Annotated in this window: 11 protein-coding genes; 1 reads left to right on the plus strand and 10 read right to left on the minus strand. The window is 69.7% G+C overall.

The window, feature by feature from the left end; all coding sequences use genetic code 11:
* Positions 1–76 precede the first annotated feature (76 nt).
* Positions 77–1261 carry a M20 aminoacylase family protein gene (locus BAMB_RS24555; protein ID WP_011659847.1) on the minus strand — a complete coding sequence of 395 codons (1185 nt, stop codon included), beginning with the start codon at positions 1259–1261 and terminating at the stop codon, positions 77–79.
* Positions 1262–1299: 38 nt separating this feature from the next.
* The gene (locus BAMB_RS24560; protein WP_011659848.1) at positions 1300–2544 is read right to left on the minus strand and encodes a diaminopropionate ammonia-lyase; all 1245 of its coding nucleotides are present in this window, start codon (positions 2542–2544) and stop codon (positions 1300–1302) included.
* 182 nt (positions 2545–2726) lie between these two features.
* Here BAMB_RS24560 and BAMB_RS24565 point away from each other — a divergent pair, with 182 nt between their 5' ends.
* The gene (locus BAMB_RS24565) at positions 2727–3203 is read left to right on the plus strand and encodes an Lrp/AsnC family transcriptional regulator (RefSeq protein ID WP_011659849.1); all 477 of its coding nucleotides are present in this window, start codon (positions 2727–2729) and stop codon (positions 3201–3203) included.
* Between the two features lie 2 nt (positions 3204–3205).
* On the opposite strand, the gene BAMB_RS24570 is transcribed toward BAMB_RS24565, so the two are convergent.
* The 8 genes from BAMB_RS24570 to BAMB_RS24605 form a co-directional block, all read right to left on the minus strand.
* Entirely contained in the window at positions 3206–3823 is a 618-nt protein-coding gene (locus BAMB_RS24570; protein ID WP_011659850.1) for a 3'-5' exonuclease, read from the minus strand.
* Positions 3824–4052: 229 nt separating this feature from the next.
* Positions 4053–5774, minus strand: a complete 1722-nt coding sequence (locus BAMB_RS24575; RefSeq protein ID WP_011659851.1) for a tannase/feruloyl esterase family alpha/beta hydrolase — start codon at positions 5772–5774, stop codon at positions 4053–4055.
* A 28-nt stretch (positions 5775–5802) separates the two neighbouring features.
* On the minus strand, positions 5803–6951 hold the full coding sequence (locus tag BAMB_RS24580; protein ID WP_011659852.1) for a porin: 1149 nt from the start codon (positions 6949–6951) through the stop codon (positions 5803–5805).
* A gap of 63 nt (positions 6952–7014) precedes the next feature.
* Positions 7015–8220 (minus strand): 3-(3-hydroxy-phenyl)propionate transporter MhpT, encoded by a 1206-nt coding sequence (gene mhpT, locus BAMB_RS24585; RefSeq protein ID WP_011659853.1) that lies wholly within the window; start codon positions 8218–8220, stop codon positions 7015–7017.
* Between the two features lie 220 nt (positions 8221–8440).
* Complete coding sequence (locus BAMB_RS24590) at positions 8441–10348, minus strand: feruloyl-CoA synthase (protein ID WP_011659854.1); 1908 nt, start codon at positions 10346–10348, stop codon at positions 8441–8443.
* On the minus strand, positions 10345–11793 hold the full coding sequence (locus tag BAMB_RS24595; RefSeq protein ID WP_011659855.1) for an aldehyde dehydrogenase: 1449 nt from the start codon (positions 11791–11793) through the stop codon (positions 10345–10347). Before BAMB_RS24595 ends, BAMB_RS24590 begins: the two co-directional genes overlap by 4 nt.
* 47 nt (positions 11794–11840) lie before the next feature.
* Positions 11841–12671, minus strand: coding sequence for a p-hydroxycinnamoyl CoA hydratase/lyase (locus tag BAMB_RS24600; protein ID WP_011659856.1), 831 nt, complete (start codon positions 12669–12671; stop codon positions 11841–11843).
* Between the two features lie 224 nt (positions 12672–12895).
* Complete coding sequence (locus BAMB_RS24605) at positions 12896–13399, minus strand: MarR family winged helix-turn-helix transcriptional regulator (protein WP_011659857.1); 504 nt, start codon at positions 13397–13399, stop codon at positions 12896–12898.
* Positions 13400–13474: the final 75 nt, after the last annotated feature.

Here is a 13474-nt window from a genome sequence, read left to right on the forward strand (position 1 = left end):
TCGCCTCGGGCATTAGGTCGCTCGAAAGGCATCGGCTCGCCATGAACGATCCGCGTGGCGGCCCGCCGGCGCCGCGCTACGCGGCCTTCAACGCGCGCCGCGCCACTTCCGCGAAATAGCGCGCGCCGACCAACAAGATCTCGTCGTTGAAATCGTACGTCGCGTTGTGCAGCGGCACGCCGCCGTGCCCGGCCGCCTCGCCGTTGCCGATGAACACGAAGTTGCCCGGCACCATCTGCAAGAACGCGCCGAAGTCTTCCGAGATCATCATCGGCCGCACGTTGGCGTTCACCGCGTCGGCGCCCGCGACCTGCGCGGCGGCCTGCGCGGCCGTGTCGACCCATTCCGGAGAATTCACCGTCGGCGCGAACTCGTGCGTGTACTCGAACGTGCAGGTCGCGCCGTGCGTACGGCAGATGCCGTCGCTGATCTCGCGCATCCGCGTTTCCAGCAGCGCCTGCACGTCGCGCGAATAGCTGCGCGTGTCGCCCTTGATCGTCACCGTCGACGGAATCACGTTGCGCAGCCCGTCGGTGATGAACTCCGTGCACGAGATCACGGCCGGCTGGCCCGGATCGAGATTGCGCGACACGATCGTCTGCAGCGCGAGCACGATCTGCGAGCCGATCACGATCGGATCGATGCCCATGTGCGGGCGCGCCGCATGCGTGCCGCGCCCGTCGATACGGATTACGAAATTGTCCTCGCTCGCCATGATGCCGCCCGCGCGCGTCGAGAACGTGCCGGCGCGCATGCCCGGCATGTTGTGCGCACCGAAGATCGCGTCCACCGGAAAGCGCTCGAACAGGCCGTCGGCCATCATCGCCTTCGCGCCGCGCCCATGCTCCTCGGCCGGCTGGAAAATGAAGCGCACCGTGCCGTCGAAGCCCCGGCGCTCGGCCAGCAGCCGCGCGGCACCGAGCACCATCGACATGTGGCCGTCGTGCCCGCACGCGTGCATCTTGCCCGGCGTGCGCGACGCATGTGCGCGGCCCGGCGCGTGCTCGGCGATGTTCAGCGCGTCCATGTCCGCGCGGATGCCGATCGCGCGCGTGCCGGTGCCGACCGTCAGGTTCGCGACGACGCCCGTGCCGCCGATCCCGCGATGCACGTCGAGCCCGAGCGTCGTCAGAATCCGGGCGACGTAATCCGACGTGTTCACTTCCTCGAAGCCCGTCTCCGGATGCTGGTGCAGATGCCGGCGCCAGGTCTTCAGTTGCCCCTGCAGCGTGCTTTCTTCGATTGCATCGATTGCGTCCATCGCGTTTGCCTCGTCGATCGTCAGGTCGTTGGGTTCGCTCAGGCCACCGCGGCCGCGTGGTTCAGCCAGTCGCGCTGGCGCGCGAGCACCGCGTCGGCCGTGTCGCCGACGCACTGCCGGTAGACGGACGGCGCGGTCGCGCCTTCCGTGTTGATCGCCAGCACGCGCGAATGCGCATCGAGCCCCGCCTGACGCGCCAGCGCCGGGTCGCGCATCAGCACGGTCAGCCCCGCGATGCCCGCCGCGCCCGACTCGCCGGACACGAACGGCACGTCGCGTTCGCTGCCGGCGGCCAGCGCGCGCATTGCCCGGACCGCGTCGTCGTCGTCGATCAGCATGAAGTGATCGATGCTCGGCTCGAGGAAATCCCACGCGAGCGGCGACGCCTCGCCGCACGCGAGCCCGGCCATCACCGAGTCGACGCTGCCCGTCGCCTTCGTCGCGCGCCCGGCGAGCGCGCTCTGGTACAGGCAATCGGCCTGGCGCGGCTCGACGACGATGAAATGCGGCCGCCGCGCGCCGGCGTGCTCCCAAAGATAGCTCGCGATGCCGGCTGCCAGACCGCCGACACCGCCCTGCAGGCACACGTGCGTGAACGGCCAGCCGCCATCGTCGGGATCGTCCGCCCGCTGCTGCGCGAGCGCTTCGGCCGCGATCACGCCGTAGCCCTGCATCACGTCGCGCGGAATCGCCTCGTAGCCGTCGTACGACGTATCCGACACCACGTGCCAGCCGTTCTCGTGCGCAAGCTGCGCGGCGTGCACGACCGATTCGTCGTAGTTGCCGGCGATCCGCACGATCCGCGCGCCGTGCGCGGCGATCGCGTGCTCGCGCTCCGCGTCGACGTGCGCATGCAGCACGATCACGCAGCGGCAACCGATCGCCCGCGCGGCGGCGGCCAGCGCGCGGCCGTGATTGCCGTCGGTCGCGCTGATCACCGTGAGGTCGGCGAGCGACGCCGCGTAGCGGCCCGTGACGAGCCCTTGCGGATCGAGTTCCTCGCGGGGCCGCAGCCGCTTCACCAGCCGCATCAGCGCGATCGGCGCCCCGAGCGCCTTGAAGCTGCCGAGCGGCGAGCGGCACGCCTCGTCCTTCACGCTGACGCTCGCGACGCCGAGCCGCGCGGCGAGATCCGGCAGCATGCGCAACGGCGTGCGCGCGGCGCCGACGAGCGGCCAGTGCGACAGCCACGCGCCGCTCTCGTCGGCCGCCGCGATGTTCATGACACGGCGCAGCGCATCGGGATAGTCGGTGCGCGACGCGCGGGGGTTGGCGATCAGCATGGCGGGAAGGGCTCCGGAAAAGGGCCGCGCGGGCGGCCCGTCGGTGGATGCGGTGCCGAGCGCATACGGGTTGCGCTCGCCGTCGGTCCGAAAAATAATATTGCGCGGGCTCATCAAAAAAATCGCCAAATTGACGGGTCGGACGCAAAAATTTCTCATTCTTTCGAGGTTGCCGCGCCATCATGCCCACCCCACTCGATGCGTTCGATCGCAAGCTGCTGATGGAAGTCCAGCGCGACGCGCACACGCCGCAGAACGAACTCGGCGCCCGCGTGAACCTGTCGACCGCCGCCGTGAACCGCCGCCTGCGGCGGCTCGCGGACGACGGCGTGATCGAGCGCTATACGGCGGTCGTCGCGCCGGACAAGGTCGATCATCCGCTGACGATCGTCGTGAACGTGGAGGTCGAGAGCGAGCAGATCGACCTGCTCGACGCGATGAAGCGGACCTTCGAGCGCTGCCCGCAGATCCAGCAGTGCTACTACGTGACCGGGGAATGGGATTTCGTGCTGATCCTGGCCGTGCGCAACATGGATCAGTACAACGCGCTCACGCGCGAGCTGTTCTTCGCGAACAACAACGTGAAGCGGTTCAAGACGCTGGTGAGCATGAGCCGCGTGAAGGTCGGGCTCGAGGTGCCGGTGGACCTCGGCGAGTGACGTCAGCGCCCGTCGGCGGCCAATGACCCGAAAAACGTCGCGACCTTGGCCTTGCTCGTCGTCTGCAAGCGCGACATGAGCCCGTGATCGATGTGTCGCAGGCCGTAAGTCGCGCCGATGTCGCGCTGCAACCGGCACCACAGATGGCTCGCGATCTCCGCGTCGACCATCGCCCGGTGAGCGCGGCCCGTCTGCGGCAAGCGCAGCATGTCCGCGAGGCTCGACAGGCGGTGACTGCGCGCGTGCGGATAGATGCGCCGCGCGACGAGCATCGTGCACGCAAACGCATGCTCGGCCGCCATGCCGAGCATCCCGAGCTCGGCCTGCCAGAACCGCTTGTCGAAGCCGGCGTTGTGCGCGACCACCGGATGGTTTCCGACGAACGCGGCGGCTTCCTTCATGACCTGCGACACCGGGGGCGCCGACGCAATCATCTCGTTGGTGATCCCGGTGAGCGCGACGACGTCGGACGGAATGCGGCGTCCCGCGTTCATCAGGCTCTGGTAACGGTCGACGATCTCGCCGTCGCGCAGCAGGATCACGGCGATCTCGGTCGCCCGGTCGCCCAGGTTCGGAGAAAGCCCGGTGGTTTCGAAGTCCAGTACCGCTACGGTTTGCATGGTTGAATCGGAGGAAAGATACCTGGCAAGGAACGTCGGTCGGCACGCGTCGCACCGACAAGAAAGCGCCATAGTATCCCGGGCGCCGCCTGCGGCGGCAAACGCCCTCGTCACGCACGGCTCACCGCCGCTTTTTCCCTGCGCACCGGCGCGCTCGCCATTGCCGCCGCGGAACCACCGCGGATGGTCCGATCCACGCACCGATCGGCACATCCGCACACCCGCTACATCAGCGACAACTGAAGCTCGCCGCCGAATTCACGTCGCCCGAGCCGTTGTAGCGCGCGACCTGAGGATACGGGCACAGCGGACGCGTGCGTCCAGGCCCCCACGAGGTCGGCACGTCCGCATTCGGCAGCGCGTTCGTCGCGTCGCGCGCGGTGGCAACGATCGCGGCGGGCGCCTGCCCCTGCTCGACCCACGCCACGAGCGGCGTCAGCATGTCGAACTGGTCGGCCGCCGGCCCGCCCGCGCAGTGGTTCATCCCCGGCACCGGATAGAAGCGCGCGAAGCTCGACGCATCGCCGCCGTTTGCCTGCGCGACCTGCGCATACCAGTCGCGCGTGTCGTTGAACGAGAACACGGGATCGCCGGTGCCGTGATAGACGAGCAGCTTCGCGCCGCGCGACTTCAGCGCGGACAGGTTGGTCTCGTCGGGCGGCGTCATGAACGACCACGACGATTGCGTGTACACGCTGTTCGTCGCGAAGATCGCCGGCGCGTCGTTGTCCATGTCGAAGCCGAGCGCGAAGCCGGCGAGGTTCGCGAGCGTCGCGGCGGTTTTCGGCGGCGTCATGAACGTGAACGCCATCGCGGCCGGGTCGAGCGTGATCGAATTCGATTGCTTCCAGCCGGCCCAGCCGGCGGCGGCCACACCGGGATCGTACGGAAAGCTCGCGTAGAGCGCCGTGCCCGCGCTGTTGCGCGCACCCGCGAACACGTTCTCGAGCGCACTCTTCTGCGCGGTCGTCAGGCAGGCTCCGGTGCGCGTGCCGTTCGCGCAGGCCGGGATGTCCGTCTCGACGCTGAAGTGCGCCTGACAGGCGGCGACGTCCTGCACCATGCCGTCCGTCGAGCCATCGAGCGCATCGCACTTGTCGAGAATCTTCGCGCCGACGAACTGGCGCTCCGCGTCGTTGAAGCCGCTGCGGATGTCCGGCAGCCCGTTCGAGCCGGTAGCCGACGCGATCTTCGCGAACTGCTGCGCGCCGTACATCTCGCCGATCGCCGCCTTCGGCAGGTGAAAGCCCGGGTCGCCGGCGATGATCCCGTCGTAGTCGCCCGGATTGCGCACGGCCGTGACCATCGCGTGACGGCCGCCGTTCGAGCAGCCGCCGAAATAGCTGCGGTCGGGCGCCTTCCCGTACGCGAGCCGGATCACCTGCTTGGCCATCGGCGTGAGCGCATCGACCGCGCCGTAGCCGTAGTCGAGCCGCGCCTGCGGATCGAGGCCGAACAGCGGGTTCTGCGCGGCGCTGTGCCCGGAATCCGAGCTGATCACCGCGAAACCCTGGTTCAGCGCGTCGGTCAGCGGCCCGCCGCCGCCGATCTCGCCGGTCGCGGTCACGACGTTGCCGTCGAGGCCGCCGTTCGCCTGGTAGAAGAAGCGGCCGTTCCACGCCTTCGGCAAGCGCATCTGGAAGCCGATCGCGTAGGTGTTGCCGTCCACCGCGCTCACGCGCTCGTTCATCTTCCCGGCGATCACGCAGTGTTCGGCGATCGGCTTGCCGGCCACCGTCAGCGCGCCGGCGGCCGCGGTCGTCACCGACGTGAACGATGTGTTCGCATACGCAAGCTTCGCGGCGAGCGCGTCGCAGGTCTGCGTCATCGCGGCCGGCGTCGCGGCGCTCAGATGCGTCGGCGCGGAGCTGACCGAATCGTCGCCGCCGCAACCGGCGAGCATGGCCGCCGACAGCGGCGCGATACAGAGGAATGCAGATTTTCTCTTCACGATATCTCCCGTTCGTCAGGCTGCCGAATCAGAACATGTGCCGGACGCCGACCATCGCGCCGAGCTGCCCCATCCCCTGGCCGGGCGTCGTGCCGGCCCCGCCGCCGCTGACCGCGTAGCGCGCATGCGCGCTGTTCCACAGATACGACGATTGCGCGTAGACGGCCGTGCGCTTGGTCAGCAGATAGGTCGCGCGCAGCGTGGCCATCGTCGCGCGCGTGTCGTGCGCGCTGTTGACGATCCGGTAGCCTTCGCCGTCGACGACGAAGTCGGGCTTGATCGCATACGACGCGCCGAGGAAGAACAGGTCCGAATGCGCGCCGGCCGCGGCCGGCGAGCCGGTCGACACGCGCCGCCCGATCCAGCCCGCGCCGATGCGCGCGCCCGCCGCCTGCGCGTAGGCGCTCACGTGCGTGCGCGCGTCCTTGCCGCCGCTGCTGGTGAAGGCAACCGGCGCCACGCCGTCGAAGAAGTTCGCGGCGGCGCCCGTGCCGCCGCGCTGCTCTTCGTACGACGCCGCCGCACCGAAATACGCGCTGTCGTACTTGAGCATCACCGACCAGTTGCGGCATTGCACCGCGTCGCCCGGCACCTGCCCCGCGCACGTGCCCTGCCCCGGCGAGTTGCCGGTGCCCGCGCCGTCGCGGCCGAACGAATACGCGGCGCCAAGCGTCACGCCGCGATACGTGCCGACGTAGGTCACCGCGTTGTCGGCGCGGCCGTTCGGCACGTACGCGTCAAGCGAGCCGAGCCCGTAGATGTCGGGGCCGATGATGTCCGCGCCCTGCAGCGCGAGATAGGTCATCGTGTACTGGCGGCCGAACGCGAGCGTGCCGAAGCCGCTCTTCAGCCCGACGAACGCCTGCCGCCCGAACAGCCGCCCGCCCTGCCCGAGGTCGCCGCCGCGCACGTTGAACCCGCTTTCGAGCGTGAACACCGCCTGATAGCCGCCGCCCAGATCCTCGGTGCCGCGCAGGCCCCAGCGTGACGGCAGCTCGCCCGTCACGCCCGGCATGCGCACCACGTGGTCGCCGGCCGCGTTCGCGTGCGACACGAACTCGACGCCCGTGTCGATGATTCCGTACAGCGTCACGCTCGACTGCGCGTGCGCGCCCGGCGCGGCGAGTGCGCAGCAGGCGCCGGCGGCCAGCAGGCCGTTCCTGGTTTTCGTGTTCATTGCGTTTGTCTCCAGACCTTGAGTAGGCGCGCTCTGACGGCGCGCATCGAAAAACCGTGAAAGTCAGTCGCCGGCTTGCGGGCGGCGAATCAGCACCAGCGCGGCGACGGCCGCGACCAGCGTGACGGGGATGCTCGCGCCGATCACGACCGGCGCGCTGCGGCCGGCGGCCAGCAGCGTCGCGGCCGCGAGCGGCCCGACGACGGAACCGAGCCGCCCGACCGCCACCGCCGCGCCGACGCCCGTGCCGCGCATCGCGGTCGGGTAATAGATCGCCGCGAGCGCATACAGCACCGACTGCCCGCCGACCACGAACATCCCGGCGGCAAACGCGGCCGCCGCGAGCGACGCGAAGCCGGGCGCGGCCGAGAGCGCGGCAAGCGACAGCACGATCCCGACATACATGCCGCCGACCACGCGCGACGCGCGCATCCGGTCGAGCGCCGCGCCGATGCCGAGCGCGCCGAGCCCCGCGCCGACGTTGAACGCGATCTGCACGAGGCCGACATGTGCACGGTCGAGCCCGCGCGCGGCCATCAGCGACGGCAGCCAGTTCAGCAGGAAGTAGAGGACGATCAGTGTGCAGAAGTAGCTGATCCACAGCGCGAACGTCGACGTCGTGCGGCCGTCGCCGAACAGCGTGTGCGCGACGCTGGTGCGTGCGGCCGGCGTGCCGGCGACGTCGAGATACGCGCGCGATTCCGGCAGGCACCACGCGAGCAGCGGCACGAGCAGCAGCGGCCCGGCGCCGCCGACGTAGAAGATGTGCCGCCATTCGGTGTCGCCGGCGAGCAGCACGCCGATCAGCGACGCGATCACGCCGCCGAACGGAATGCCGCAGTACATCGTCGCCACCGCGCTGCTGCGCAAGCGCGGCTCGACCGCTTCGGACGACAGCGCGATCAGGTTCGGCATCGCGCCGCCGAGGCCGATGCCGGTGAGCACGCGCACGACGACGAGCATCCAGAAGCTCGACACCTGCGCGGTCGCGATCGACAGCAGTCCGAACAGCACGGCCGACGCGATCAGCACGCGCTTGCGGCCGATCCGGTCGGCGAGCCGCCCGCCGAGCATCGCGCCCGGCAGCAGCCCGAAGGTGCCCGCGCTGAACGCGATGCCCATCTGCGACACGGTCAGCCCGAACTCATGCGCCATGCGCGGCGCGGCGACCCCGACCGACTGCAGGTCGAGCCCTTCGAGGAGGGCGACCGCGAAACACAGCGCGAGCGTGGTCGCGACCGTGGATTTTTCGGCAACGTAAGTGTTCATCCTGTCTCCAATCCCATGTCTTGTCGTCGGTCGGCCCTGCAACGGCCGCCGCGCGCCGCCGCCGCCCAGGGGCGGATCGGCGCGCGAGGTGTCGTCCGAACGGCCGCCTTTATCAGGCAGCCTGATTCGCTGGCCGCAAGAATGCCTGCCGGTGTCGTGGCCGGCCGGTCGTTATGCCTGCTTGGTCCTGCTCGTTCCTGCTTATGCCTGCTCGTGCTGCCTACGCGTAAATCACGTCGGGATCGCGCCGCGCCGGGTCGTACAGCGCGTCGATCGTCGCCGCGCGATGCTGCTGCACGGCCGCCTGGTTCAGCGAACCTTTATCGGTCACTTCGCCGAGATCGAGCGACGGCGGCGTGTCGATCAGCCGGATGCGCGCGACGAAGGTCGAACCGCCGCTGGCATGCCGGTTCAGCGCGGCAAGCCACGTCGTGAACGCCGCGCGCACGGCCGGTGCGCGCAGCGCGTCGGACACCGGCGCGTCGGCGGGGAGCCCCGCCAGCGCGCGGCACGCGTCGACGCGCGGAAACACGAGCAGCCCGATGTCGTCGCGGTTGATTCCAGTGACGACCACGTCCTGCACGTACGGCGCGCCGCTCGACACCGCGTTCGCGCGCAACGGCCCGACGCTGACGAAGGTGCCGCTGCTCAGCTTGAAGTCCTCGGTCAGCCGCCCGTCGAACTGCAGCCCGAGTTCCGGCCGCTGCGGATCGGCGAAGACCCCTGCGTCGCCGCTGCGGTAATACCCTTCGTCGTCGAACACGTCGCGTGGATCGACGTCCGCGTGCCAGTAGCCGCGCATCACGTTCGGCCCCTTGAAACGCAGCTCGAGCTTGCCGCCGCACGGCACCAGCTTCGCGTCGCAGCCGGGCGCGGGCAGCCCGATATAGCCGGCGCGCATCAGCGGCCCCGTCGTGAACAGGCACGACGGCGACGCCTCCGTCATCCCGAGGCCGGCCATGATCCGGATGCGCTCGCCGCAATGCGCGTAGGTCACGCGGTCGAGCCGGTCCCACGCGGCCTGCGACAGCCCCGCGCCGCCGAAGAAATACAGCTTCACGCGCGAGAAGAACGTGTCGCGCAGCGCGGCATCGCGTTCGAGCGCGACGGTCAGCTCTTCCCAGCCCTTCGGCACGTTGAAGTAGATCGTCGGCGCGATCTCGCGCAGGTTGCGCACGGTTTCGTCGAAGCGGCCCGGCATCGGCCGGCCGTCGTCGATGTACAGCGTGCCGCCGTTGTACAGCGCGATGCCGAGATTGTGACTGCCGCCGAACGTGTGATTCCACGGCAGCCAGTCGACCAGCACCGGCGGCTCGCGCGTAAGCTCGGGCATCGTCTGGCGCAGCATCTGCTGGTTGCTGCACAGCATCCGGTGCGTGGTCGGCACCGCCTTCGGCTGCTTCGTCGAGCCGGACGTGAACAGGATCTTCGCCAAATGATCGGGGCCGACCGCCGCGTGGATCGCGTCGATCGTGCGCGGGACCGTGGCGAGCAAGCGCGAGAGCGGCACCGCACGGCCCTTTCCGTGCGCGCCGGCATCGTCGTCGCGTGCGACGATCAGCGCCGCATCGGGCGGCAACGTGGCGTCGAGCGCACGCATGAACGGCGCGCGCTCGGCGACGAAGACGGCGCCCGGGCGCAGCACGCCGAGCGTGTGGCGCAGCTTGCCGTAGTCGGTCGACACGAGCGAATACGCGGGCGAGATCGGCGCATACGGCACGCCGGCCAGCATCGCCGCGAACATCAGTTGCAGATGCTCGAGATCGTTGCCGGACAGCACCGCGAGCGGACGCTCGGCCGACAGCCCGAGATCGACGAGGCCCTGGCCGAGCGCGCGAGCGCGCTCGAGCATCTGCGCATAGGTGATCTCGATCCAGCGGCCATCGGCGCCGCGCCGCGCGGCCAGCACGCGGTCGGGGTGCGCTTGCGCGCCGCGCACGAGGCAGTCGGTCAGGCGCGTCGGGTAGTCGCCGAGCGGTTCGCGCGAACGCAGGTACCACGTGCCGTTTTCCGCGCGGCGAATCTCGGCCGCGCCCACGGCGACGGCCGCCGCGCGATAGCGCACGCCGCCCGTGTCGCTCACCTGCCCGCTTACGGGCGTCGCTACATTCATCGTCGGCTCGCTCATATCGGGTAATGCCGCGGCGTGGTCTGCACGGTGATCCAGCGCAGCTCGGTGAATTCGGCGATCGACGCACGGCTGCCGAAGCGTCCGTAACCGCTCGCCTTGGTGCCGCCGAACGGCATCTGCGCCTCGTCGTGCACGGTCGGCCCGTTGATGTGGCAGATCCCCGACTCGATCCGTCGCGCGAGCGTCATCGCCCGTGCGATATCGCGGCTGAACACGCTCGCCGACAGCCCGAACTCGCTGTCGTTCGCGAGCGCGACCGCTTCGTCGTCGCTGTCCGCGCGCAGGATCGCGACCACCGGCGCGAACGATTCCTCGCGATAGAGCCGCATGTCGCGCGTGACGCCGTCGACGATCGCCGGCTGCATCGTCGCGCCGTCGATCCGGCAGCCGAGCGGCAAGCGCGCGCCGTGCGCATGGGCATCCTCGACGAGCGACGCCGCGCGCGCGGCGGCCGCCGCGTCGGCCATCGTGCCGAGCGGATGGCCGGCCAGCGGATCGCCGGCGACCAGCGTGCGCGCCTTCTCGGCCAGCCGTTCGACGAGCGCATCGGCGATCGGCCGCGCGGCGATCACGCGCTCGGTCGACATGCAGATCTGCCCCTGGTTGAAGAACGCGCCGAATGCGATCGCGTCGACGGCTGCGTCGACATCCGCATCGTCGAGCACGAGCACCGGCGCCTTGCCGCCGAGTTCGAGCAGCACGGGTTTCAGGTGCGCGGCCGCGTGGCGCGCGATGATGCGCCCGACGTGCGTCGACCCGGTGAAGTTGATCCGCTTCACATGCGGATGCGCGATCAGCCGCTCGACGAGTTCCGGCGCATCGGCCGCCGCATGCGTGATCACGTTGACGACGCCCGCGCCGAGCCCGGCGTCGTCCAGCACCGCGCCGATCAGCACGTGCACGCCCGGGCACGCTTCGGACGCCTTCAGCACGACCGTGTTGCCGCACGCAAGCGGCATGGCGAGTGCGCGCGTGCCGAGGATCACCGGTGCATTCCACGGCGCGATGCCGAGCACCACGCCGCACGGCACGCGCATCGCGAGCGCGAGATTGCCGGGCACGTCGGACGGGATCACGTCGCCGTCGATCTGGGTGGTCATCGACGCGGCCTCGCGCAGCATGTTCGCCGCGAGCGTCACGTTGAAGCCGAGCCAGCCGGGCGTCGCGCCGGTTTCGGCAACGCCGGTCGCGATGAATTCGTCGATGCGCGCGTCCATCAGGTCGGCCGCCTTCAGCAGCCGGCGGCGCCGCTCGGTCGGCGCGAGCGCCGCCCAGGCGGGAAACGCGCGGTGCGCGGCGTCGATCGCCGCGTCGGCGTCGGCCGGGCCGGCCGCCGGCGCGCGTGACGCAAGCGCGCCCGTCGCGGGGTTGAATCGGTCGAAGGTTCGCCCGTCGCGGGCGGTGCACCACTCGCCCGCGATCAGCATCCGTCTGTCGGTCATGTCGTCTCCTGCCTTGCCTGTCTCTTGCGGTTGCGTCGGCGGTGATATCAGCGCTTGTATGCCTGCAGGCCCGGCTTGATTGCCTTGTCGTCGAGGAACTGCTTCAGCCCCTGCTCGCGGCCGCGCTCCGGGTCGCGCAACTGCGCCTGGTCGAGCTTCGCATACAGATAATCCTCGCACTGCTCCCACGTGAGCTCGCGCGAACGCTTGAAGCCATGCTTCGCCGCGCGCAGCACGACCGGGTTCTTGTCCATCAGCCGTGCGGCGAGCGCGATCGTCGCGTCGCGCAGCCCGGCCAGCGGCACGCTGCTGTTCACGAGGCCCATTTCCGCCGCTTCGACGCCGGTGAACGTGTCGCCGGTCATGATGTAGTGCAGCGCGCGGCGATGCCCGACCGTGTCCGCCATCGCCTTGCTGACGAGGTTGCCCGGCGGGATGCCCCAGTTGATCTCCGACAGCCCGAACACCGCTTCGTCCGCCGCGATCGCGAGGTCGCACGCGACGAGCGGCGAGAACCCGCCGCCGAAGCACCAGCCGTTCACCATCGCGATCGTCGGCTTGTTGTACATCCGCAGACGGCGCCACTGCCATTCCGACGCGTCGCGCCGCACCTTTTCCTGCAACGCGTCGGAGCCGCCGTCGATCTCGCGGAAATATTCCTTCAGATCCATACCGGCCGTCCATGCGCTGCCCGCGCCGGTCAGCACCAGCACCTTCGCGTCGTCGTCGAACTCGATCGCGTCGAGCACCTGCAGCATTTCCTGGTTCAGCGTCGGGCTCATCGCATTGCGCTTGTCCGGACGGTTCAGCGTCACCCACGCGATGCCGGCCTCCACGTTCACTTCAACGGTCTGCCAGCGGTTGTCGTACTTGCTCATGTCTGTTCCTGTCGTTCGTTCCTGTGCGATTCGGTGCGCAGCATTCCTGCTGCGGACGGCTTCATTTAATATCAGGCTACCTGATATTGCAAGCGGCACGAGCGCCGGTGTAAACCCGGAGCGCAAAGCGGGGGGAAGCGACGGAATCGGGGAACGGTCAGGCGACCGGCAACGCGGCCGCGGGCCCCGCGGCCCGGGCCAGGATGGTTCGAAAAGGGGGTCGGTCAGCCGCGCAGGTTGCGCGAGAACAGTTCGAGCGCGCGCTGCACGTGCGCGGCGTCGTCGGCGGAGATGTCGCCGAGCATGCGCGTCTCGAGCGGACGCAGCACGGCTTCGCATTCACGCAGCATCGCCGCGCCTGCGTCGGTCAGCGTCAGCAGGATGATGCGGCCGTGCGACGGGTCGGCCTCGCGCGTGACGAAACCGCGGGCGGCCATCACGCTCATCACCTCGTTCGCCGATTGCGGCGTGATCCATGAGCGCTCGGCCAGTTGCGCATTCGACGACGCGCCGCGCGCCTCCAGCACCGACAGCGCCGTGTATTGCGCCAGCGTGATGCCGAGCGGTGCGAGCGCGTCGGTCATATGCCGGCGCAGCAGCCGGTCGAGACCGCCGATCACGTAGGTCAGGCGCTGCGGCGCGCGCGCCTTCGGCTTGTCGCCCGTCGCGCGGGCGGCGTTCTTCGCGGTGTTCTTCGGAGGCGCGGGCTTGGTCGGTGCGGAACTCATGGTGCGGGCGGGATGGAATTGCGGGCCATCTTACCAGCAGGGCGGGGCGGTGAAAGGGGTGGTCCAGCAAGTCAG

It is taken from the genome of Burkholderia ambifaria AMMD, assembly GCF_000203915.1.
GTDB lineage: Bacteria > Pseudomonadota > Gammaproteobacteria > Burkholderiales > Burkholderiaceae > Burkholderia > Burkholderia ambifaria.

Coding starts and splice junctions, on each gene's coding strand:
- BAMB_RS24555 (WP_011659847.1), bottom strand. CDS start 1,261: ATGGACGCAATCGATGCAATCGAAGAAAGCACGCTGCAGGGGCAACTG.
- BAMB_RS24560 (WP_011659848.1), bottom strand. CDS start 2,544: ATGCTGATCGCCAACCCCCGCGCGTCGCGCACCGACTATCCCGATGCG.
- BAMB_RS24565 (WP_011659849.1), top strand. CDS start 2,727: ATGCCCACCCCACTCGATGCGTTCGATCGCAAGCTGCTGATGGAAGTC.
- BAMB_RS24570 (WP_011659850.1), bottom strand. CDS start 3,823: ATGCAAACCGTAGCGGTACTGGACTTCGAAACCACCGGGCTTTCTCCG.
- BAMB_RS24580 (WP_011659852.1), bottom strand. CDS start 6,951: ATGAACACGAAAACCAGGAACGGCCTGCTGGCCGCCGGCGCCTGCTGC.
- mhpT (WP_011659853.1), bottom strand. CDS start 8,220: ATGAACACTTACGTTGCCGAAAAATCCACGGTCGCGACCACGCTCGCG.
- BAMB_RS24590 (WP_011659854.1), bottom strand. CDS start 10,348: ATGAGCGAGCCGACGATGAATGTAGCGACGCCCGTAAGCGGGCAGGTG.
- BAMB_RS24595 (WP_011659855.1), bottom strand. CDS start 11,793: ATGACCGACAGACGGATGCTGATCGCGGGCGAGTGGTGCACCGCCCGC.
- BAMB_RS24600 (WP_011659856.1), bottom strand. CDS start 12,671: ATGAGCAAGTACGACAACCGCTGGCAGACCGTTGAAGTGAACGTGGAG.
- BAMB_RS24605 (WP_011659857.1), bottom strand. CDS start 13,399: ATGAGTTCCGCACCGACCAAGCCCGCGCCTCCGAAGAACACCGCGAAG.